Below are 21,977 nucleotides of genomic sequence, written 5' to 3'. Positions count from 1 at the left end.
TTTTTGGCGCAGGCGCCCCCCCTGGTGGCGAAGGTCCGGGCCTTCGATCCATACTCACCCCGTGCTCCGCCTCGCCGCGCTCACCGCCTTGCTCGCGCCCCTCCTGCTCCAGGGGCTGCTCCAGGGCGAGGCTCCGGGCCGGACGCCGCCAGGCGCGGAGGAGGCCCGCGCCCTCGGCAACGAGGGGGTGATCGGGGGCGAGTCGGACCCCAAGCTGCGCGAGGCCCTCGAAGGCAAAGAGGCCGGGGAAGCGGCCGAGCAGGCGCCCAAGTCCGTCAAGGCCACGGCGACGGTGTGGGCCCAGGCCAACAGCCGCTCGTGGCTGACCTGCAGCAACACCGCCAACGAGGGCGGGCAGCAGCTGTGGAGCTTCAGCGAGCGCGCCAACACCTTCCGCGAGGGTCACCACTGGGAGTACCAGGTCCGGGACTGCCCGAACACGCCGGAGGTCCTGACCATGGCCGTCCGCGTCGAGCTCATGCGCCGCTTCGACCTGCCCGAGGGCCTCGACGAGACCACCGACCTGAGCGCCCTGGCGGCGGACACCGAGGCCAGCAAGCGCCGCGCCCTCGAGTGGATCGACCGGGCCGAGGCGGAGCTGCGCCGCCGTCGAGACCACCGCGCCTTCGGCCTCGAGTACTGGCGCGGCCGGGCCCTGCTTCAGCTCCGCGACTTCGACGGGGCCGACGCCGCGTTCGAGCGCGCCCTCGCCGAAGGAGCCATCGAGGGCTGGAAGCTGCGCCGCTTGTTCGCCCTTGCTGCGCTCTACGCCGGCGACCTCGACCGCGCCCTCGCCTTCGCCTCCCGCGCCCTGCTCGACGCCCCGGGCAACGACCGCGTCGCCTCGCTCTACGTCATGGGCCTGGTCCTCGACCGCGCCGGCGACCCCTCGGGCGCCAAGCGCTACATGATCTCGGCCCTCAACGCCGACGGCGACCGCAGCACCCACCGCGGCCTCGAGACCGCCATGCCCCTGCACGAGCGGCTCTACTTCCGCGCCTTCGCCAAGACCGTCAAGCTCGAGCAGTCCGGCGCCCTGCGGCTGTGGAAGGCCTACCTCGCGCGCAGCGAGCCCGAGGCGCCCGAGCGCCGCCTGGCCGAGCGTCACTTCGAGTCGCTCGAGCCCCGGCCCACCAGCCTCGGCGGCCCCGCGCGCCCCGGTGAAGCCCCCGGCGGCTGACCCGTGCAAGCCGCCGCGCGTTGCAAGCAGGCTAAAAACGTCGTACTGGGGGCCCATGGTCGCATCTCCCCCTCGTAAGCCCGTCACCGTGCCCGACATCCACGCGCGCAAGCGGGACGGCGTGCCGATCGTGATGATCACGGCCTACGACGCGACCTTCACCCGCCTCGTCGACGCCTGCGACGTCGACATCGTGCTCGTCGGCGACAGCCTCGGGATGGTCATGCAGGGCCGCGACCACACCCTCGAGGTCACCGTCGACGACATGATCTACCACGCCCGCTGCGTCCGCCGGGCGCTGCGCTGCGCCCACATGACCGTGGACATGCCCTTCATGAGCTACCAGGTCAGCCCCGAGAAGGCGCTCGAGAACGCGGGCCGCCTGGTCAAAGAGGGCGGCGCGGCCTCGGTCAAGCTCGAGGGCGGCGCCCGGGTGGTCCCGGCCATCGAGGCCCTCGTCGCCGCCGGCATCCCCGTCATGGGGCACCTCGGCCTGACCCCCCAGAGCGTGCACGCCTTCGGCGGCTTCAAGGTCCAGGCCCGCGAGGAGGCCGAGGCCCAGCGCCTGCGCGAGGAGGCCCTCATGCTCCAAGACGCCGGCTGCTTCTCCATGGTCCTCGAGGGCATCCCCGCCCCCCTGGCCACGGAGGTCTCCGCCTCGCTGAGCATCCCGACCATCGGCATCGGGGCGGGCAACGGCTGCGACGGCCAGGTGCTCGTGATGCAGGACCTCCTCGGCCTCGACGACAACTTCAAGCCCAAGTTCGTCAAGCGCTACGCCGAGCTCGCCGACACCGTGCGCGACGCCTTCTCGGAGTACGCCCGGGAGGTCCGCAGCCGCGCCTTCCCTGGGAAAGAGCACACCTTCAAGGCCAAAAAGCGCAAGTCCAAGGACGCCGGCCTGCGCCCCGTCGACGAGCCCGAGGCCGGACCCAGCTCGGGCAGCGACGAGCCCCGCCGCCGCGGCTACGGCCCGGCCTGAGCCCCTCTTCATCGAGCCGCGTCGAGGCAACGCCATGAAGGTCCTGCGCACCGTCGCCGAAGTCCGCGCCTGGCGAGCCGAGCTGGCCCGAGCCGGCCGCCGCGTCGCCTTCGTCCCGACCATGGGCTACCTCCACCAGGGCCACGTGCAGCTCATGCACGAGGGCCGCAAGCGGGTCCCCGCCGACGCCGGCGAGCTCGCCATCTCGATCTTCGTCAACCCGGCGCAGTTCAACGACGCCAGCGACCTGGCCGCCTACCCCCGCGACCTCGACGGCGACCTGGCCAAGGCCCGCTCGGCCGGCGTCGACATGGTCTACCGCCCCGACGACCCCAAGGAGCTGTACCCGCCCCTGGCCAGCACCTGGGTCGAGGTCGCCGGCCTCGACGAGCACCTGTGCGGCGCCACCCGCCCGGGCCACTTCCGGGGCGTGTGCACCATCGTCTGCAAGCTCTGGCAGCTCGTGCAGCCCGACTTCGCCCTGTTCGGCCAAAAGGACTTCCAGCAGCTGGCGATCATCCGCCGCATGCACGCCGACTTGTTCCTCGGCGGAGAGGTCGTCGGCGTCCCGACCGTGCGCGAGCCCGACGGCCTCGCCATGTCCAGCCGAAACGCCCGCCTCGCCCCCGAAGATCGCCGGGCAGCTCTGGCCATTCCCCGCTTCTTGTCCGAGGTGCGCAGCCGCTACGCCCGGGGCGAGCGGGACGCAGCCGCGCTCATTGCCGGGTCCGAGCAGGCGTTGAAGCCTGGCGAGATTCACTACGTGTCCGTGGTGGACGCGGACACGCTGCAACCCGTGGAGTCGACGACGGCGTCTTCGGGTGGGCGGACCCTCGTCGCGCTCGCGGCCTTCTTTGGCGGGGTGCGGTTGATCGACAACCTCGTCCTCGAAGGTTGAGCCGCTACAGGCAAGGTGGCCAGCGCGTCGAGTTGCGCGCCCCCAGAGCGTGGGGGACGCTCGCTCTCCGTGCAGCCGTTATTTTTGACCAACCTCAACCCCGCGAGCCTCCGGCCGGACGAGCACGTCAACCGGGACCGCGAGGCCCAATGGTTGAAGTCTGGGCTGACCGCCTTCCTGCGCGCCCAGTCGCCCCTCAGCGGTGACGCCTTTTGCGTCCTCGGCGACAAGGGCATGGGCAAGAGCCTGCTGACGCGCAAGGTCTTCGATGATCTTCGGCGAACCCACGCAGCGACCGTGCTGCTCCTCGAGGTCGACTGCCGACCGCTCCGCAACCAGCGTCACGTCTACCGCGAGATCGGGCGGCGGCTCGTCGACGAGCTCGGCTATCGCACGAGCGTGCCCAGCGCGCTCAAGGCCGCCGCGCGCTCCTTCGGCCAGCTCGCTCGATTCGAGACGCTGTCCCTGAGCGAAGCCCACGAACAGCTCATCGGCAACAAGATCGAGCTTGGCCTCGAGAGCGGAGAAATGCGCCTGTTTGGCTGGCTCCGGACTCGACTCAACATCGGCCTGGAGCGCTCTTCCCAGGTCATCCGCTCGCTCCAGGGCAAGGTCCAGGTTGACGGACCGCAGCTCCAGGAGGCCCTGTTCGCGCTGCTCCACGACATCGTGACCCAGACCGAGCTGCGCGTGGTCGTCCACCTCGACAACCTCGAAGAGCTCAACCACGAGGCCATGCTCGACGAGAGCACGCGCGAGCTCGTCCGCGCGGACGTCGAGGCGCTCCTGCACCTATCCGAGGCTCCCATGGCCCTCGTGCTGACCATGCGGACCTACTACTCCAGCGTGCTGACTCGCCGCATTCAACGGCGTCAGACGCTGCGCCCGCTCGGCGTCGAGGACCACCTCGAGATCTTCAGGCGCCGAGCTGCCATGGAGCCGACCGACATCCAGCGCGCCCTCGAAGACCCGAGCCTCGACGCGGGCCTGTCCCGCCTCGCCGCCGAAGCTCGGACGCCCCTGGCCTTTCTCGAGTGGACGCGCTACCTGCTCGAAGAGGGGCGACTCGACGAGGAGGAGCCCCTCGAGGTCTTGCGGGCGCGCCTAGACAGCCACTACGCCCAGATCGCCCCCTTCATCCCCAAGGTCGCGTCGCTGTTCGACTCGCTCGAGGAGGTCGTCCCCTTCGAGGCCATCCACCGCGCCTGCGACGGCCGGGACGTGACGGTGCGCCAGCTTCAGGAGCTCCAGGTCATCCTGCCGCGCAACTACTGGGATCCGCAGGACTTCCTGCTCGATCCTCAGCTGGGCTTCCTGCTCGCCAGCGCGTTCACAAGTAGTTGATCCGCACCTTCTTGGTCACCGCCGCCCCCGCGCTCACCTCGAACTTCGCCTTTGAAAAGCGCGGCAGCCCGCTGCCGTTGTTCGTCACCCCGACGCCCTCCTTGGGCATGCCGATGAAGTTGGTCTTCAGCTTCCCGTTGCGATCCTCGTCGTGGAACACGAGCACGGCGTAGGTCCCGGCGGGCAGGTTCGAGAACGAGGTCCGGGCCTTGCCGCCGCTGATCTCGGCGGTGCGGTAGTCGTCGCAGGCCTCCGTGTCACGGGGGAAGCCCGTGGCGCTGGTGTAGAGCAGCGCCACGATGCGCCCGGCGTCATTGTTGAGCTCCGACACCTCGAGGACGATGCGGCTCTCGGCGCCTTCGCTCGCGGGCTCTCGCTCGGGCGCGACGGCGAGCGTCGACAAGAGAGCCGCAACGAGGAAGGTGCGCGTCGCCACCGATCGAGTTTGGCTCACTCGACGCGGAGGTCCAACCAATGGCCGCTGCACCCCCCACGCGGCGTCTACTGGCCCACCCGCGCTCTGATAGAGTGGCCGGCGCGATGAGCTCCGAGTCGGCCGCCCCTCCCAAGAAGTCCCGCAAGCTGCTCAAGGGCTCCGCCGTCGGCCTTGGCGTCCTGCTCGCCGGCGGGGTCGGCTTCGTCAACGCCAAGATCGCGCCGACCGGGACGGGCTACTACGCGAAGATCCTGTGCTCGACGGTGTTCGTCTCGGGCCTCCCCCAAGACCGAGTGGTCGCCGAGGACCTCGAGCCCTACTGGTACGTCTCGGGCACCGTCGACGAGTCCGCCGGCACCGTCACCGCGCGGCTCATGGGCATGGCCCCGCGCACGGCCGTGTACCGCGAAGGCCTCGGCTGCACCCTCGCCATCGACACCACCGAGGCCGAGCTCGACGCGGCCACGCCCGAGCTCCCGCCGCGCCCCGACTGGAGCGCCCTCGATGCCCTGCCCTTCCCCGCGGGCGCCAAGGTCGAGACCACCGTTAGCGGGGCCGGAGCCGTCGAGGGGGTCGACTACCCCAAGCTCGAGGCCGCCCTCGACTACGCCTTCGCCGATCGCAACCCCGAAAAGCCGATCCGCACCCGGGCCTTCGTGGTGGTCTACGACGGCCAGGTCGTCGCCGAGCGCTACGCCGAGGGCGTCGGCGAGCACACGCCCCTGCTCGGCTGGTCGATGACCAAGAGCGTGGGCGCGACCTTGGTCGGCGTGCTCGAGCGCCAGGGCGAGCTCGACCACGCCGCCCCCGCCCCCGTGCCCGCGTGGCACAGCGAGGGCGATCCGCGGGCCGCCATCACCCTCGACCAGCTCCTGCGCATGAGCTCCGGCCTGGCCTTCGAGGAGGTCTACGGGCCCCTGTCCATGGCGACCTTCATGCTCTTCGAGAGCCACGACACCGCCGCCGTGGCCATGGCCCAGCCCCTCGCCCACGAGCCCGACAGCACCTGGTACTACTCGAGCGGGACCTCGAACATCATCGCCTGGATCGTCCGCCAGACCATCGAGCAGCGGGCCAAGGACGCGGGCGAAGACCCCTGGTCCGCCTACGTCAACTTCCCGCGTCAGGAGCTGTTCGAGCCCCTCGGCATGCACACCGCCGTGATGGAGCCCGACCCCTCCGGGACCTTCGTCGGCTCCTCCTTCATGTACGCCAGCGCCCGCGACTGGGCCCGCTTTGGCCTGCTGCACCTCAACGACGGCGTGACCCCCGACGGCGAGCGCCTGCTGCCCGAGGGCTGGGTCGAGTACGTGTCCACGCCCACGCCCAAGTCGGACATGGGCGACTACGGAGCGCAGTGGTGGACCAACGCTGGCAAGCCCGACGACCCCGACACCCGCCGCTTCCCGAGCGCGCCCACGGACCTGTTCCAGGCCAGCGGCTTCCAGGGCCAGGCCGTCATCGTCATCCCCTCCCGCGACGCCGTGATCGTGCGGCTTGGGGTGGCCCATGACCGCACCCACGTGGACATGGACGGGACCATCGCCCAGGTGCTCGAGGCGCTCCCGGAGCCAAGCTAAACCTCGAGCTCCGCTGGTCCGGGTCAGAAGCCGGGCGACCCCCCACATTCCCCCGCGACCACAGCGCAGGAGCTGTCAACGAGTCCACGCCCCGCTCGCGGGGGCGACCCCATGCCCTCTCCAAGGCACGAACCCCATTGCCCCACGACCACAGCGGAGGAGCGGACAGCGACGAAGCGCCCCCGGTCCCCGAGACGACTGCGGGGGCAAAGCAAAACTCAGCGCTGTCCGGCCGCGCGCCGAGCGATGTTGATGAGCCTGTGGAGCAGCTCGAGGTAGGAGAGCCCCGCCGCCTTCGCGGAGCTGGCGAACTCTTCGACGTGGGCGATGTCTCCGTTGGGGTTGGCCTCGAGAAAATAGGGCTCGCCGTCCTCGGCCAGGCGATAGTCCATCCGGCCCCAACCAGTCATCTTGAGCAGCGAGAACGCGCGCTTGCTCATGTCTTGAATGCGCCGCTCGAGCGCGGGAGGCAGCCGCGCGGGCCCGAGCTCGACGCCGACCCTGTCCTGGTACGCGAGGTCCCACTTGACGCGTTGGGTCGCGATGTTGAGGGCGCTCGTCGGAAGCTTGGTCATGCGAAGCTCCCAGACCGGGAAGGCCGTCAGCTGGCGGTAGCCGATGACCCCGCAGTACAGCTCGCGCCCGGAGATGTACTCTTCGACCAGCGCGTCGCCGTGATGGCGATGGATGAAGTCCACGCGAGCGGCGAGCTTGCTCGGGCTGCGAACGACCGAGGCCTGCGCCAGGCCCTCCGAGGCGTCGCCGTGCAGCGACTTCACGATGAGCGGGAAGCGCAGGCGCTTGCGCGGCGGCTTGCGACCCACCGGGACGACGACAAAGTCGGGGGTCTGGACCCCGTAGTGCAGCAGCAGCGCCTTGGACAGCGCCTTGTCCTGGGCCATCATCTGCCCGCGGGGGTTGCAGCCCGTATAGGCGACGCCGCGCAGCTCGAGGTAGGCGAGCACGAGGTGCGAGCCTGCGCGTGAGCCCTGAAACTCCTCGAGCAGGTTGAACACGACGTGCGGGCGGAACTCATCGAGCGCCCGCTCGAGCGGCTCGAGCGAGTCGCTCACTCCCACGACGAGCACCGTGTGGCCGTAGTTCTCGAGCTCGACGCGGACGTCGTACTCAGTCTTGACCCGATCGAAGTGCTCTTCGTCCACCTCCTCGTAGTGAGCGGGCGGCTCGAGGTCTTCGTCGATCAACAAGATGATGCGCAGCGTGTTCACGGTCACCGCCTACATCGCATGCCACTCGCGGCCGCGGTAGAGGTAGGTCATGCTGTGGACAGTCAGCAAGATCGAAAAGTCCATCAGCAGCTGCTGCTTCGGACCCTTCGCCCGGAGCCCGAGCTCCCGGCACCGACCGATCATGTGGCGCAAGACGTAGTCCACCGTGAGCTCCTGCCCTTCGGTCCAGCGGACCACGTGACCCCGGATCTCCGCGGAGTGCTTGCGCAAGAAGGCCGCAGCGGTCGGCGCGCGCTTGCTGTTCGTCCCCTCGTCAAAGAGCCGGCGCAGGTCATCGTCATAGTTGGTCGAGTAGCCAGGGTTGAAGCGCTCGCGCTTTCGCTTGTAGTAGGTCTTGAGGCGCAGGCGAAAGCTCGGGAGAGAGTACGGCCGCTCCCGGCTACGGACCGCCGGTTCAGTGCCGGCGATCGCGTCCATGAGCTGGTCGACGGCCTCGAGCTTGCGCAGCGCAGGCCAGGTGGCGTAGCGCTCGCGCCAGCGCGAGCGCGGGTTGAGCCACACCGCGAAGGTCTCGGCGAAGTCCTCGTCCGGGTGAGCCTGAGCGTACCATGCGTCGAGGTGCTGGACGAAGCGGCGGCTCGCGGGGTTGGGCCGATACCACTCCGGGTAAGGCTGACTCGAAGAGCCGAAGGCCTCGCGCCAGCGCTGCCGACGGTGCAGGCGGTAGGCGTGATCGATCGCGTGGCCGAGCTCGTGGCGCAAGAGCATCATGCACTGCTTGCGGGTGCCGCCTTCGACCTCGAGCATCTGGCTCCGCTCGAGCCGTATCAGCCGCGGGTGCGCGAGGTAAAAGGGGACCCCGACGCCGGGCACCCCCGCCGGAGAGAGCCACTCGTCGGAGAGCCAAAAGCGCGCCCCAAATTCTAGCCCGCGTCGGCTCAGCTCGCGGCGAGCTTGCTCGACCAAGGGCTCGAGCCAGCTGCCTTCGATGCGGAGCCCGAGGTCGCACAGGCGCTGCTCGAGCAGCTCATCGTCGCTCAAGACATCGAGATCGGGTGGAGGGCCTCGCCGCGCCATGACGCCACTATAGCCAGTATGCCACGCGAGGAATCGAGCGGACCAGAGCGCTGCCATGCCCCCCTCTGAGCCCTGCTACGAGTCCGCGCTGAGTTCGACGATCTCGTAGCCGCCCGAGCGCTCGTCCTTCTCGAGCACGAGCAGGTCTCGGTCGCGCGCATCCTCGAGCAAGCGGTTGAAGCTCCGGTAGCCGTGATAGCTCTCCGAGAACTGCGGCCGCTTGCGCTTGATCGTCTGCTTGACCATCGACCCCCACAGCCGGCCCGAGCGATCACGGAGCATGGAGTCGACCGTCTCGATGAGCAGCTCGATGGCCTCCTCCTTCCGCCCCTCCCCCGGCTCCTGCGCTGTCTTCGAGCCTCGGGCCCGCCGTTGACCGTCGCGTCGCTTGTCCCGGACGAGATCATCGTAATAGATGAACTCATCGCAGATCTCGACGAGCAGCTTGCTGGTCGACTGGCGCACGCCGACTCCGACCACCCACTTGCCATTCTCGCGCAGCTTGCTGACTAGCGGAGAGAAGTCGCTGTCGCCGGTCAGCAGCGCGAACACCCCGACGTGGGCCTTGGTGTGGGCGAGATCGAGGGCGTCGACGACCAAGCGGATGTCCGCGGAGTTCTTGCCCGACAGCTTGACATGCGGCACCTCCACGAGCTCGAAGCTGCGCTCGTGGAGGCGCTTGCGCTCGCCCTTGTAGCGCACCCAGTCGCAATAGGCTTTGCGGACAACGACGTTTCCTCGCTCGAGCAGGCGCTCGAGCACGAGGGCGATGTCGAACGCGTCGTACCCCGCTTCGATGGCTCCGAGCGCGACGTTCTCATAGTCCGCGTAGACCGCGATGTTCGGCGCGCTGGTGACCAGCTCGGTCATCCGCTCAAAAGCCCGACGGCGGCGCGCCCATGACCACGGAGCGGATCGCCTCGTGGCAGGCCTCGAACCCGGCGTAGTCAGTCGACGCCTCGACGATGCCGTAGGCTTGGTAGGGGCCCCCGTCCTGGACGCACTCGATCCCCATCTCTTCGAGGTGAAGCCGGCATTCGTCCTCGAGGGCCTTCGTGGTCAGGTGAAAGCTCAAGTATGTGTACTCTTTATCCTCATGCGTCATGGATGCGTTTCGTGGCATGATGCTCCTCGCCCCAAGGGGGCAGCTTCAGTTGTTTGTTGGCTGGCTCCCCCACCGCTCGGGGGGTCGCTGGCTCGTTGGTCATCGTAGCGTTCAATGTCGACGAGCAGCACGTACGGGTGACGGCCACAGCGCGCAACGATCGCTTCGATACCCCTCTCTTAGCACGATCCTCGACACGGCTCAAGGCGCGCCCCGAAGCTGCTCCGGGATCGGAGACACCTCTGCGGTGGGCACGGCGCCTCCCCTGACCAATAATGGGGCGGCCCATGCCCCGCTCGCTCCCCGACACCACATGGTTCTCGCGAGCACCCCTCGAGACCGAGCCCGAGCTCCAGGTCTCGCTGAGCCCCGCCGGCCTGACGGGCCTGGCGGCGGCCCTGTTCCCGCCAATCCGCGCGGTGCCGGCGATCGAGGCCCTGCTCGGCCCCGGGTTCGCCGTCGAGGAGCTCATGGGCCTGTGCTGCGAGCCGGCGCGGGCCGGACGGATCGCCGTGATGGCGGTCGCCCGGGCGCGGGTCGGAGACGACGCGCCGGTCCGCCGGGTCAAGCTCCGGGTCGTGCTCCGACCGCTCGTCGACGTCCCCGAGCCCGGAAGCTTGCGCCTGTCCCTGGCGACCCCGGGCGAGCCCGAGAGCGGAGACTTCGGGTGCTGGACGAGCCCCGCCCTCGTCGAAGAGCCCCTCGACCACGCCGCCCTCGACCAGCTCTCGGCGCAGCTGAGCGAGCGCCTGCGCGGCGCGGCCAAGCAGGCCCTGACGACCCCCGTCGAGGTCCACCGCGTGGCCTACCGCCCCCTCGGCGAAGCAATCGCCTCGGCCCAGCTCGACATCGACGCCCAGGGCTGGGCGAGCCTCGACCTGGCGCTCTTGGCCTGTGAAGACCGGGACGGACCGGGGCCCGAGGCCGAGCTGGCGCTGAAGCTCGAGACGGGCTGGAGCCCCTTTTTCGGGGCCCCCATCGAGCTGCGCCTCCCCGGGCGCTTCCCTGGCGAGCCCGCCCTGAACATCGGCGGCGCGGTCGAGGTGCTCGAGAACCGGCTCGTGTCCGAGGGCGGCGACCTCCACGTCCGCGCCGAGCTCGACCTCAACCTCTCCTATCGCAGCGAGGCGGACGACGGACCGCGCGGCGACATCCAGCTGTCCGGCGTCGCCGAGGCCCGCCTCGTGCCCGGCCCGGGCCCCAGCCTCACCCTCGGCGCCCCCGAGCTGCGTCCGCCCCAGCGCCTTCGGCTCGAGGCGCCGCCGCGCCCGGGCGATCGCGTCGTCGCGCGCATCCTCGACGCCCTGCCGGCGCAGCTGTGGCCGGTGATCCACCAGCCCACGGCGGCCTCGGGGGAGCCCGCCGCCGAGGGGGCGCTGGCCTTCGGCGCCGCCCCGGGCTTTGGGGGCGGACCCCCCCGGGTCCGCTACTTCCGCGAGCGTTCGACCCCGGCCCGCTTCGCGCCCAGGGTCATCCGGGCGAGGGACGGCGCGCAGTGGCGGCTGCAGCTGAGCGAGGCCTTCCTGGTCGGCCTGCTGCGCCAGTCCCTCGACGACGCGCCCTCCCAGCCGAGGCGCGGCGCGAAGGTGTCCGTGACCCGGCTGCCCGATCGCCTCGTCGTCGACGAGCGCGAGCCCGAAGGAGACGCCGCGCGCCAGGCCACGCTAGCGATCCGGTCCAGCAGCTTCGGCCCGAGCTTGCTCGCTCAATTTGGCGACCAGCGCCTCCCGCTGACCCACCTCGGCTTTTCCTCCTCGGACCTCGCCGGCCTCCTCGCCCTGACCCTGAGCATGGTCATCGGCCACGACACCGGCGTGGCCACGGTGCTGCGGACCTCGAGCGCGGGCTTCGACGACGGCGCGCTCGCGCTCGAGGGCCAACTCCAGCCGTGGATCGACACCCAGACCCTGGTTGAGGCCGCGCGCCACTTCGAGCTCGGGGCCCAGAGCGTCCACGGCCGGCTCGGGCGACCCGACGAAGCCCCGTGGGCCTTCCGCCTCGGCTGCGGGGCCTTCATCCACGCGGACGCGCTGTTCGAGCGCCTCGCCCGGGGCGACGAGGTCCTCCACTACCACCTCTCGCACAGCGCCCTGGGCACCCCCTACCTGCGCGGCAACCCCAACGAGGTGAGCTTCGACAACGTCGAGGCGATGCCCTACGTGCCGATGTTCGCCCGCCGCAACGATCCCGACGCGGTCATCGGCGAGGGCGTGGGGCTGCTAAAAGCGCTCGGCGTCGAGCCCAGCGCGCGGCCCGTGCGGCTGGTCTGGGACGCAGACACGCCAGCGCGCGACCGCTGGCCGAGCCCCGACGCGCCCGACCGCTTCCCGCAGACCTACGACTGGACCCGCGGCCGCGCCTGCCCGAGCGCCCCCTCGGCGCGCGTGTCCTCCCGGCGGCGCCGCGTGCTGTTCAACCCCGCGATGGTCCAGCCCGACGCCCTCGGCCACCGCCGCCACGGCTACGACGACGCCGGCGAGCGCCAGGAGTTCGAGCTCCACGCGGGCGCGCTCCGCTGGCGACGCAGCGCCGCCGCGGACTGGATGGGCCTCGAGCCGACGCGCGCGATGACCTACGCCCGCCAGCGCGCCGGCGAGCGCCTCGAGCCGCCGCGCTTCGACCTCCTCGCAACGGGCGGCGCGCGCATCCTCGCCAAGCAAGAGGGCCGCTTTCGCCTGTTCTTCACCACCGTCGCCCCCGAGTTCCACCACGCCACCCCCGGCCACCGCTCGTGCCTGGAGCTCGCGCCGGGGAGCGCCGTCCGCCTGCCTCCCTCGACGCCGGACATGGCGGTCCTGGGCATCTTCGCCGCCCTCGATCCCGCCTTCAACCGCCACCTCGACGACGACGGACAGCCGCGGACCAAGGACGACTGGTCCGCGATGGCCTGGCCGACCCTCGACGCCGCCAACGGGCACCCCTCCCTCGCGCCCTTCACCATCCCCCAGCTGGACGTCCAGGCCCTCGAAGCGGTGCTGCGCGCGCTCATCCACGAGGTGCTCGCGGCGGTGAGCGCCCTCGCCCTCGGCTCGCCCACGCTCGGGACCGTGCTGCTGCTCGTCGGCGTGCTCAGGCCGCAGCTGGAGGCCAAGCTGAGCCAGGCCCTCGCGGCCCTCGACGCCCTCGGCGGTCAGTCCCTCGCGCGCACCACCAAGGCCCTCGGCCTGTCCCCCGACGTGATGCTCGTGCCCGTCGAGCCGGGGGTCTGGTACCACGTCGACGCGCGCCCGCCCTACGACCCGAGCCGGCTGAGCGAGCCGCCGGCCTTCGTGCGCTGGGAGGCCCTGGTCACCTACGAGCGCATCCGGGAGACCGCGCCGCGCTACCGCTTCAAGACCCAGCATGGCGTGCGCGCCGGCCAGGTCCTCGACATCGGCGTCGGCCACGTCTACCGGCACCTGTCGTGGGATGCGTCCAACGGCGGCGAGTTCGACACCCTGGATGCCCTGGGCCGCTTTTGGTACCCGAGCCTGCTCGGGCCCGTCGACGACGGCGGCGGCTTCATCGACGGGACCACCAACTTCTACGCGCTGGTCGAGCTCGAGGTCAGCGACGACGGCTCGCTCCGCGCCCTCGAGGTCCAGCGCCAGGCCCCCGACGACTTCGACCTGCTCGGCGCCGTCGAGGGCATGCTCGACCCGACGAAGGTGCCCGCCCAAGAGCGGCGCGACGACGACCTGCTGCGCGAGATTTCCACCGCGCAGGACCAGGCGAGCTTTCGCAAGAGCTTTGGGATCGTGTGGATCGACGAGCAGAGCTACGCCTCCGACCGCTTCCACTTGCTCCACCCCTGCGACGCCTACTGGCGCCTGGGCAAGAACTGGAGCGCCCTCGGCCAACAGTCTCAGCGGTCCCCGCTGCCCGCCTTCCTGCGCGGGCTCATCGCCAATCACCCGACCCTCGGCGCGCTCTACCCGATCGACGCCGAGGACGAGACCCGCTTCGACCCCGAGTCTTTTTGGTGCCCCTTCGCCAGCGACTGGTTCGAGGGCAAGGCCTGCGTGTCCGCGGACAGCCGCATGGCCGTGTCGCGGCAGGTCGTCCTGGTCACCGGGGCGCTGCCCGACGAGCCGCGCACGCCCGTGCTGTTCAGCGTCAACGCCAGCTACGGGACCCTCGATCGCAGCTGGCGATGGCGCGCCTACCCGGCCCCCGTGGTCCCGGGCACGGACTGGTCCGCGCTGGACTCCAGCCCGGCGGCCGAGCTGTGCGTCCCCGGCTCGCTGCGCTTTCGAGACGACGGGACGATCGTGCTGATCGGGCGCCGCGGCGGCGTCGACGGCCACTGGACCCAGCGCTACCTGCCCGCCGACACCATGGAGGTCCCCTCGGGGCGGGAGCTCGACGCTGCCCACGTCCCCGGCGAGCGGGCTCGCGTCCCCGCCCGCGGCTACGCCCACCCGTGGAGCTTCCTGCCGCGGACCCACCAGGGCCGGGCGCTCTACCCCGACTACGACGCGCAGCTGCACTTCGGCGTGCCGGCCCGCAGCGCGAGCCGCTCGCAGTTCTACCTCGTCGATCGCATCGTCGACGCGGCCGGCGATCGAGCCCAGCTGCTCGCGGGGGGCGGCGAGTGGACGGAGACCCGCGACCGCCTGTTCTGGCCCGCGCCCACGCAGCTGGTTCGGCCTCGCAAGCGACGCTCGCCCTACAACCATCGCCTGCGCTTTCACCTGCGCGCGCGCGGGCACTGGGGAGCGCTGCTGAGCTTCGCGGACAAGCGCGACGACGAGCTCCCGCAGCTGACCACCACCCTCCCGCGGCTCGGGGATCCCCCGCCGCCGATCGGCGAACTCGAGCTCCAGGCCGGGTCCAGGGCGATCACCCTCGAGGTCGGCCGGCGGATCCGTCGCTGGGCGCCGCCCGCCGTGCAGCGGGCCGAGCTCGCCGTCGACCCCATCGCCGGGCTCCTCGCGCTGCGCTTTTACACGCGCATGCCGGGGCTCGCCCGGCGCCACCGCTCACGGACGATCCCGTGGTGGCTCGACAGCCTCGGCCCCGACGGCGTGGACGTCGGCGCGCACCTGCCCACCAACGAGGACCTCGCTCGCCTCGACCCCGAACTCGTCGAGCGCTTCCGGGACGGCGTCGGCCCGAGCGTCGCCGCCATCGAGTCCGACCTGCGCGACCCGACCTTCCCCGCCCTCGACGCGACCCCCCGCGACCTCCCCGACTTCATGATCTGGCGCGCCGAGCTCGGGCGCCTCGGCGACGGCGGCTCGCTCTGGTCCGCGGAGCTCGGCTCCGTCGACGCCGACGGCCAACGCCAGTTCCGCTTCCGACGCCACGGCCACTTCCTCTACGTCGCCACCGCGCGCGCGCCCGCGCTCGCCCAGCAGCTCGCCCCCGAGCTCCGGGGCGGCGGCTTCGGGCTGCGATTGTGGTTCGAGGACGTCGTCGGGCACCTCGCCTGCGCCGAGCAGACCGAGCTGCGGGTCGAGACGCTGGCCTGACTCGAGTCCCTAGCTCAGCGCGCGCAGGGCCTCGGCGATGCGGGGCAGCGCGGCGTCGATGTCCGCCGGGCCCACGGCCCCGACGCTGAGCCGAAACCAGCCCTTGGCGTCCTCCGAGCTGACGCCGAAGGCCTCGAAGGGCACCACCCCGACGCGGGCCTCGTCGAGCAGGTAGCGGCGCACGTCGTCGTTGGTCTCGAGCACCTTGCCCGCGGCCGTCTGCTTGCCGAAGGGGTGCACGCGCACGGTCAGGTAGATGGCGCCCATGGGCGCGGCGCAGTCGACCGGCAGGCCCTCTCGCTTCATCGCCTGCAGCCCGCGATAGAGCCGGCGCAGGCGGTCGAGGATCCCGACCTTGAACTCGGCGTGGTAGGCGGTGATGGCTTCGGGGTCGTCGAGCAAGCCGACGCTGGCCAGCTGCTCGGCCCGGGGCGCCCACGCGCCGACGTGGCCGAGGATGGCCGACATGCGCTTGATGACGTCGACGGGCCCGACCGCCCAGCCCACGCGCACGCCCGTGGCCGCGAAGGCCTTGGAGATGCCGTCGATGAACACGGTGTAGCGGGCCATCTCGGGCACGAGCTGCGGCGGGGTCAGGTGCTCGACGCCGTCGAAGGTCAGCATCCAGTAGATGTGGTCGTAGAGCAGGTAGAGCGGGGCCTCGCCGGCCTGCTCGCGGCGCTGGTTCTCGGCCACGATGGCCTCGCAGATGCCCAGCAGCGCGTCCTCGTCGAACGCCGTGCCCGTGGGGTTGAGGGGCGAGTTGAGGCAGACCATGCGCGCCTTGGGCAGGGCGTCGATGATCGCGTCGCGGGTCGGCAGGAAGTTGGTCTCGATGGCGCAGGGCACCTCGAGCTTGTTGGCCCCGAGCATGTGGCAGTAGTGGTTGTTGTTCCAGCTCGGCACCGGGTAGGCGACGGTGTCGCCCGCGTTGACCACGGCCCGGTAGGTCGCGTAGATGCACGGCCGCGCCCCGCCGGCGATGAGCACCGAGTCGACGGAGTAGCGCAGGCCCAGCTCGCGCTCGTAAAAGCGCTGCACGGCCTCGCGCAGCTCGAGCAGGCCGTTGCTCGGGGGGTAGTTGGTCTGGCCGTCGGCGAGCGCGGCCTGGATCCCATCGCTGAGCTCTTGCGGCACGCGGAACTGCGCCGGCTTGAAGTCGCCGACGGTCAGGTTGCAGACCTCGACGCCGCTGGCCACCAGCGCGCGGATGTCCCCGGCGATCTTGAGGATCTCGCTGCCGACCAGGCCCGCGGCCATGGTCGAGATGCGGCCCTCGGCGTCGCGCGGCGCCGCAGCCAGCTCAGTCAGGTCGTGAATCGCTCCCCCCTCGACGGTCATGGGCGGACTATGCCGCGGGCCCAGGGGGAGGCCAAGGTCGCTCGGGGGGCGGCCAAAGTGCGTCAAGGCTGCGCAGGGCCTTTCGCGGATCCCCGCATGACACCCCAACGACGCCCGTGAAAACTCGATTCCCCCATCGGCTAGCCCCCCTCCGTGGCCCGGCGCGGGTACACTCCTGCGCCATGACGAGCGCTCGCCTTCCGTGGTTGACCTCCCGCCTGCAGGGCTTCGGCACGACGATCTTTGCCGAGATGACGCAGCTCGCCATGCAGCACGGCGCCGTCAACCTCGGCCAGGGCTTCCCCGACTTCGAGGGCCCGGAGTTCATCAAGCGCGCGGCCATCGAGGCGATCGAGAGCGGCCACAACCAGTACTGCCGCACCCACGGCCTGCCCGTGCTCAACGCGGCCATCGCCGAGCACCAGCGCCGCTTTTGGGGCCTCGACTACGACCCCGACTCGGAGATCACCGTCTACGCCGGGGCGACCGAGGCCATCTACGCGACCTTGGCCGCGCTGTGCGAGGTCGGCGACGAGGTCATCTTGTTCGAGCCCTACTACGACTCCTACCGCGCGAGCGTGGCCATGGCCGGCGCCCACGAGCGCCTCGTGACCCTGCGCGGCCCGGACTTCTCCTTCGACCCCGAGCAGCTGCGCGCCGCGTTCACCCCCAAGACCCGGGCGATCCTCGTCAACACCCCGCACAACCCCACCGGCAAGGTCTACAGCCGCGCCGAGCTCGAGCTCATCGCCCAGCTGTGCGTCGAGCACGACGTACTCGCGATCACCGACGAGGTCTACGAACACCTGGTGTTCGACGGCGAGCACCTGTGCCTGGCGAGCTTGCCGGGCATGCGCGAGCGGACCGTGGTCATCTCCTCGGCCGGCAAGACCTTCTCGTTCACGGGCTGGAAGATCGGCCACACTTGCGCCCCCGCGGACATCAGCCGGGCGCTGCGCTCGGCCCACCAATTCATCACCTTTTGCAACGGCACGCCCTTCCAGGTCGCCATGGCGCAGGGCTACCGCGCCCCCGACGAGTACTTCGACACCTTCCGGAGCGAGTACCGAGCGCGCCGGGACAAGCTCTGCGCCGGCCTCGCCGAGGTCGGCCTCGAGGTCCTGACCCCCGCCGGCACCTACTTCGTCCAGACCGACATCCGCCCCCTCGGCTTCGACGACGACTTCGAGTTTTGCCGCATGCTCCCCGCCAAGGTCGGCGTCGCCGCGATCCCGACCTCGGCCTTCTACGCCAACCGCGAGGCCGGCAAGCACCTGGTGCGCTGGGCCTTTTGCAAGACCGACCCCGTCCTCGAAGAGGGCATCCGCCGGCTCCAGCAGCTGAAAGCTTGAGTCAACCACCATGAAGCTCGCCGCCTTGCAGACCGACATCGCCTGGGAGGATCCCCAGGCCAACTTCGAACGCCTGCGCCCACAGATCGCCGGGGCCGCGGCCAGCGGAGCGCGCATGGTCGTGCTGCCCGAGATGTACGCGTGCGGGTTCTCCATGGACACGCAGGCCATCGCCGAGCCCTTCGAGGGGCCGAGCGTGGGCTTTTTGCGCGAGCAGGCCAGGGCCCACGGGCTGTGGATGGCCGCCAGCGTGCCCGTGTTGGCCCCGACCGAGGTCGGGTCCGCGTCCAGCCCCGGCGCCAAACCCAGCAATACCTTCGTGCTGGCCGGGCCCGCGGGTGAGGTGCACCGCTACGCCAAGCGCCACCCCTTCACCTTCGCCAAGGAGCACGAACACTACGCCGCCGGCGAGGACACGCTCACGGTGACCATCGAGGGCGTCCGGGTCAGCGCCTTCATCTGCTACGACCTGCGCTTCGCCGACGAATTCTGGCGCCTCGCCCACGACACCGACCTCTACGTCGTCGTCGCCAACTGGCCACAAAAGCGGCGCATGCACTGGCAGACCCTGCTGCGCGCCCGCGCCATCGAGAACCAGGCCTGGGTCGTGGGCGTCAACCGAGTCGGCGAGGGCAGCGGCCTGGCCTACAGCGGCGACAGCATGATCATCGATCCCTGGGGTGAAGTCGTGGCCGCGGCGAGCCGCGACGCGACCACGCTCTTGGCCGAGATCAGCGCAGCGCGAGTCGCCGACGCCCGGCGCAAATTCCCAGTGCTCGAAGATCGACGCCCACCCACGCGCTGAGCGGGGTCCCTCGCGGGCGAGTCCGCTCTCCTCGCGCGAGTCGACCCCAGCGGGGGGAGTCGCTAAGCTGGGTTGGTCATGAGATCGAGCCCCTCGCCCACGCGCGCCCTCGTTTACTCCGTCGCGCTCGCGGCCCTGCCTGCGTGCCTGGGCGACAACCCCGACTTCGTCCCCCGAGACACGGGCGCCGACGAGGCCGAGACCGACACGGACTCGACCACCACCGACACGGACACGTCGACGGACACCAGCTCCGAGACCAACGACGACACGACGACGGCGGAGACCACCGAGGAGACCACCGGCGGCGAGGGCTGCGACAACGGCGAGCAAGACGGCGACGAGACCGACGTCGACTGCGGCGGCAGCTGTGCGCCTTGCGACAACGGGGGCGGCTGCATGGAGGACACCGACTGCGCCTCGCTCTACTGCGACGAGGGGACCTGCGCCGAGGCGAGCTGCGAGGACGGGGTGCAAAACCAGGGCGAGGCCAGCGTCGACTGTGGCGGACCGTGTGCGCTGTGTTCGGGGACCTTCGTGGCGGAGCTCGACGACTACGAGAGCGGCGACGCGAACTCCCCGGCGGCGGCGATGTTCGACGACGGCTCGTTCGCGCTGAGCTTCAACAACTCGCTCGACAGCCTCCGCGTGCGCTGGTTCGACGCCGAGGGAGCTCCAGTGGGCCTGGGCGAGAACCACGCCATGAGCCTCACTCACGATCCTCCACGCCACGCTCCGCTGGTCGCCGCGCCACTGCTCGACGCCCCCGACCGCGTCCAGGTCGTGTTCTCGGCGACCGCCCCCGACACCCTCGTCCAGCGCGAGTTCTTCCTCGGCTACCACGCTCCTGGAGCGGAGGAGCCCCCCTCGCGGGTCGCCGACGAGATGACCCTGTCCAACGGCGGCGACTTGATGCGCGCCGGGAGCAAGACCACCACGGTCTGGCAAGCTGACGATCAAGTCTGGGTGCGTCGCTGGGACGACGAGATCGGCGAGGGCACCTGGACCGACATCAACTGGTTCCCCGCCGAGACCGATCCCGCGAACTACACGGTGCTCAGCTCCTCGATCCCCTGCGCCAGCGCCGGCCCAGACGGCATCGACGTGGTCGCCTGGGTCCGCTGCTCTCAGCTCGACGAGTCCTCGTGTCAGGTCGTGGCGCGGCGCATCGACGACGACTGGATCGACGACGCGCCGCGGGTGCTCTCGGAGGCCGCGGCATTCTTCGCCGACGTTGCGATCAGCCGCGGTGTCGACGGTCGGACGGCGGCGGCCTGGAAGCAGATCAACGGCCCCGACAGCCTCAAGGCCCAGGCGCGCTTCCTCGACAGCGAGCTCAACGGGCGCGGCCCGGTCTTCGACCTGACTCCCTTCCAAGCCCTCTCACCCGACCCCGACGTCGAGGCCCTGAGCGACGGCAGCTTCGCCTTCGTGTGGATCGACGCCGGCATCACCGGCCCCCGACTCCAGCGCCTCACCGCCCCCGACACCCCCTTCGTCCCTGACCTCGCCGAGGAAGCGAGCTGGCCCGGGCTCGACCTCCCGAGCGACCCCGCCCTGGCCAGCGCCGACGGCCACCTGGTCGTGGTCTGGACCGCCATCGACGGCAACGATCGCCAACTCCAGGGCCAACTGTTCAGCTTCTGACCTGCCCTCTCGCCATGCCTGCCCCCCAGCCAATCGCCCTCCCCCTCGTCCTCGGCGCGGCCCTGGCCGCGGGCGCCTGCCTGGGGCCCAACCCCGACTACGTCCCCCGGGACACGGGCGCCGACGAGGCCACGACCACCGCCGGGGATACGAGCGAGGAGACCACGGCGGAGAGCTCGACCGAGACCGAGACCACCACCGAGGGCAGCGAGACCGACGAGACCGAGAGCGCCGAGACCTCCGAGGGTCTGCCGGAGTGCATGAACGGCCGCCTCGACGGCGACGAGACCGACGTCGACTGCGGCGGCAGCTGTGAGCCCTGCGCCGACGGCCTGGGCTGCGCCGAGGGTCCGGACTGCGCCTCGGGGGTGTGCGAGGACGGGACCTGCCAGGCGCCGACCTGCGACGACGAGGTCGCCAACGGCGGCGAGTACGGCGTCGACTGTGGCGGCCCGTGCATCGTCTGCGCCTACTCGGAATTCGTCGCCGAGCTCGACGACTACGCCGAGAGCTCGGCCCTCTACCCCACGGTCTCGATGTTCGCCGACGGCACCTTCGCCGTGGCCTACATCGCGCTGGACGGGACGCAGCCGCAGGCCCGGTGGTTCGACGGCTTCGCCGAGCCCCAGGGACCCGGCGTGGTCCTCGACGATCAGTACGTCCTCGCCCTCGGCGTCGGGCTGATCCGCGCAGCGGCCGTCGACGCCAACCCCGAGGACCATCGCGTGATCGTCTCGCTGCCGACCAGCTCCATGAGCCAGGTCAGCCTGCGCATGGTCGTCCGCGACGCGGAGCAGCTCGAGGACAGCGCCCTGATGGCCGAGGGCTCCCCCTCGCCGAGCTACGCCGACGTCGCCAGCCTCGGCGGCGGCGCGGTCACGGCCTGGATGCAGGACGATCAGATCTGGACCCGCACCTACGCCAACGGGTGGGCCGGCGAGGCCGTGACCGTCGAGCCCGACCCGCCCAACCACATCGGCGACGTGCCCAGCGTGGCCGTGTCCGCGGCCGAGCGGGTGTTCGCGTGGCGCCGCTGCAACACCATGGGCCAAGACTGCGGCGTCGTGACCCGGCGCTGGCAAGACGGCTCCTTCGTCGGCGACGCGCCCACGCTGCTCGACACTGGCTACCCCGAGTCCACCGCCGTCGCCATCGGCGAGGACGGCCGGGCGGTCGTGGTCTGGGTCGCGCAGCAGATCATCCGGGCGGCCTTCGTGGACGCCGAGGGCGCGCTGCTCGGCGAGCCCTGGCAGCTGCAGGCCGGCCTGTCCAACAACCTGGTCTCCGTCGCCGACGTCGCGGCCTTGAGCGACGGCAGCTTCGCCATCGCCTGGCCTGACACCCAGGGCGCCAAGATCCACATGCGCCGCTTCATCGGCCCCGACGAGCCCCTCGTCACCTCCGTGGGCGACGAGGCGATCTGGCCCGGGAGCACGGGTCCCCTCGGTGTCTCACTGGATGCCCGGGGCCAGCACATGGTCGTGACGTGGAGCGCCGTGGTCGAGGGGACCTATCAGATTCAGGGGCAGGTCGTCGCCTTTTGACGGCGCCCAACCCCCGTTCCAGTTGACGCCCCACCGGGCGAGG

16 protein-coding genes are annotated in these 21,977 nt (G+C 70.8%); 10 read left to right on the top strand and 6 right to left on the bottom strand.

The annotated features are described in order from the left end of the window. Nucleotides 1–61 precede the first annotated feature (61 nt). The 4 genes from PPSIR1_RS29005 to PPSIR1_RS28990 all read left to right on the top strand — a co-directional run bounded on the left by PPSIR1_RS29005 (nucleotide 62) and on the right by PPSIR1_RS28990 (nucleotide 4,404). On the top strand, nucleotides 62–1,180 hold the full coding sequence (locus PPSIR1_RS29005; RefSeq protein WP_006974772.1) for a tetratricopeptide repeat protein: 1,119 nt from the start codon (nucleotides 62–64) through the stop codon (nucleotides 1,178–1,180). A gap of 55 nt (nucleotides 1,181–1,235) precedes the next feature. After that, a complete protein-coding gene (gene panB / locus PPSIR1_RS29000; RefSeq protein ID WP_045116958.1) occupies nucleotides 1,236–2,162 on the top strand; it encodes a 3-methyl-2-oxobutanoate hydroxymethyltransferase in 927 nt (308 codons plus the stop codon). Between the two features lie 34 nt (nucleotides 2,163–2,196). Beyond that, nucleotides 2,197–3,060: a pantoate--beta-alanine ligase gene (gene panC / locus PPSIR1_RS28995; RefSeq protein WP_006974770.1), complete on the top strand. Its 864-nt coding sequence runs from the start codon at nucleotides 2,197–2,199 to the stop codon at nucleotides 3,058–3,060. 69 nt (nucleotides 3,061–3,129) lie between these two features. Then, nucleotides 3,130–4,404 carry an AAA family ATPase gene (locus PPSIR1_RS28990; RefSeq protein WP_157596088.1) on the top strand — a complete coding sequence of 425 codons (1,275 nt, stop codon included), beginning with the start codon at nucleotides 3,130–3,132 and terminating at the stop codon, nucleotides 4,402–4,404. On the opposite strand, the gene PPSIR1_RS28985 is transcribed toward PPSIR1_RS28990, so the two are convergent. Beyond that, on the bottom strand, nucleotides 4,391–4,840 hold the full coding sequence (locus PPSIR1_RS28985; RefSeq protein ID WP_006974768.1) for a DUF2141 domain-containing protein: 450 nt from the start codon (nucleotides 4,838–4,840) through the stop codon (nucleotides 4,391–4,393). The genes PPSIR1_RS28990 and PPSIR1_RS28985 overlap by 14 nt on opposite strands. 104 nt (nucleotides 4,841–4,944) lie before the next feature. Here PPSIR1_RS28985 and PPSIR1_RS28980 point away from each other — a divergent pair, with 104 nt between their 5' ends. Beyond that, a complete protein-coding gene (locus tag PPSIR1_RS28980; protein WP_045116966.1) occupies nucleotides 4,945–6,420 on the top strand; it encodes a serine hydrolase domain-containing protein in 1,476 nt (491 codons plus the stop codon). Between the two features lie 218 nt (nucleotides 6,421–6,638). Here the strand turns inward: PPSIR1_RS28980 and PPSIR1_RS28975 are convergent, their stop codons facing one another. From PPSIR1_RS28975 to PPSIR1_RS28960, 4 genes are all read right to left on the bottom strand, one after another. Then, on the bottom strand, nucleotides 6,639–7,649 hold the full coding sequence (locus tag PPSIR1_RS28975) for a D-alanine--D-alanine ligase family protein (RefSeq protein WP_045116965.1): 1,011 nt from the start codon (nucleotides 7,647–7,649) through the stop codon (nucleotides 6,639–6,641). A 9-nt stretch (nucleotides 7,650–7,658) separates the two neighbouring features. Continuing rightward, nucleotides 7,659–8,687, bottom strand: a complete 1,029-nt coding sequence (locus tag PPSIR1_RS28970) for a putative zinc-binding metallopeptidase (RefSeq protein ID WP_045116957.1) — start codon at nucleotides 8,685–8,687, stop codon at nucleotides 7,659–7,661. A 75-nt stretch (nucleotides 8,688–8,762) separates the two neighbouring features. Continuing rightward, nucleotides 8,763–9,557 carry an NYN domain-containing protein gene (locus tag PPSIR1_RS28965; RefSeq protein ID WP_006974764.1) on the bottom strand — a complete coding sequence of 265 codons (795 nt, stop codon included), beginning with the start codon at nucleotides 9,555–9,557 and terminating at the stop codon, nucleotides 8,763–8,765. Nucleotides 9,558–9,561: 4 nt separating this feature from the next. After that, nucleotides 9,562–9,762, bottom strand: a complete 201-nt coding sequence (locus PPSIR1_RS28960) for a hypothetical protein (protein ID WP_157596087.1) — start codon at nucleotides 9,760–9,762, stop codon at nucleotides 9,562–9,564. Between the two features lie 317 nt (nucleotides 9,763–10,079). Between PPSIR1_RS28960 and PPSIR1_RS28955 the strand changes: the two genes are divergently transcribed. Further along, a complete protein-coding gene (locus PPSIR1_RS28955) occupies nucleotides 10,080–15,245 on the top strand; it encodes a hypothetical protein (protein ID WP_045116956.1) in 5,166 nt (1,721 codons plus the stop codon). A 9-nt stretch (nucleotides 15,246–15,254) separates the two neighbouring features. On the opposite strand, the gene PPSIR1_RS28950 is transcribed toward PPSIR1_RS28955, so the two are convergent. Continuing rightward, entirely contained in the window at nucleotides 15,255–16,586 is a 1,332-nt protein-coding gene (locus PPSIR1_RS28950; RefSeq protein ID WP_006974761.1) for a pyridoxal phosphate-dependent aminotransferase, read from the bottom strand. Nucleotides 16,587–16,768: 182 nt separating this feature from the next. Between PPSIR1_RS28950 and PPSIR1_RS28945 the strand changes: the two genes are divergently transcribed. The 4 genes from PPSIR1_RS28945 (at nucleotide 16,769) to PPSIR1_RS28930 (ending at nucleotide 21,934) form a co-directional block, all read left to right on the top strand. After that, complete coding sequence (locus tag PPSIR1_RS28945; RefSeq protein ID WP_045116955.1) at nucleotides 16,769–17,938, top strand: pyridoxal phosphate-dependent aminotransferase; 1,170 nt, start codon at nucleotides 16,769–16,771, stop codon at nucleotides 17,936–17,938. Between the two features lie 10 nt (nucleotides 17,939–17,948). Continuing rightward, entirely contained in the window at nucleotides 17,949–18,743 is a 795-nt protein-coding gene (locus PPSIR1_RS28940) for a carbon-nitrogen family hydrolase (RefSeq protein WP_006974759.1), read from the top strand. A gap of 78 nt (nucleotides 18,744–18,821) precedes the next feature. Continuing rightward, nucleotides 18,822–20,390 carry a hypothetical protein gene (locus tag PPSIR1_RS28935; RefSeq protein WP_045116954.1) on the top strand — a complete coding sequence of 523 codons (1,569 nt, stop codon included), beginning with the start codon at nucleotides 18,822–18,824 and terminating at the stop codon, nucleotides 20,388–20,390. A 14-nt stretch (nucleotides 20,391–20,404) separates the two neighbouring features. Then, nucleotides 20,405–21,934, top strand: coding sequence for a hypothetical protein (locus PPSIR1_RS28930; protein WP_006974757.1), 1,530 nt, complete (start codon nucleotides 20,405–20,407; stop codon nucleotides 21,932–21,934). Nucleotides 21,935–21,977 lie beyond the last annotated feature (43 nt).

Source organism: Plesiocystis pacifica SIR-1, from assembly GCF_000170895.1.
GTDB classification, from domain to species: domain Bacteria; phylum Myxococcota_A; class Polyangia; order Nannocystales; family Nannocystaceae; genus Plesiocystis; species Plesiocystis pacifica.
Note: the sequence above shows the minus strand (reverse complement) of the source record. Positions and strands in the feature narration are given on the sequence as shown.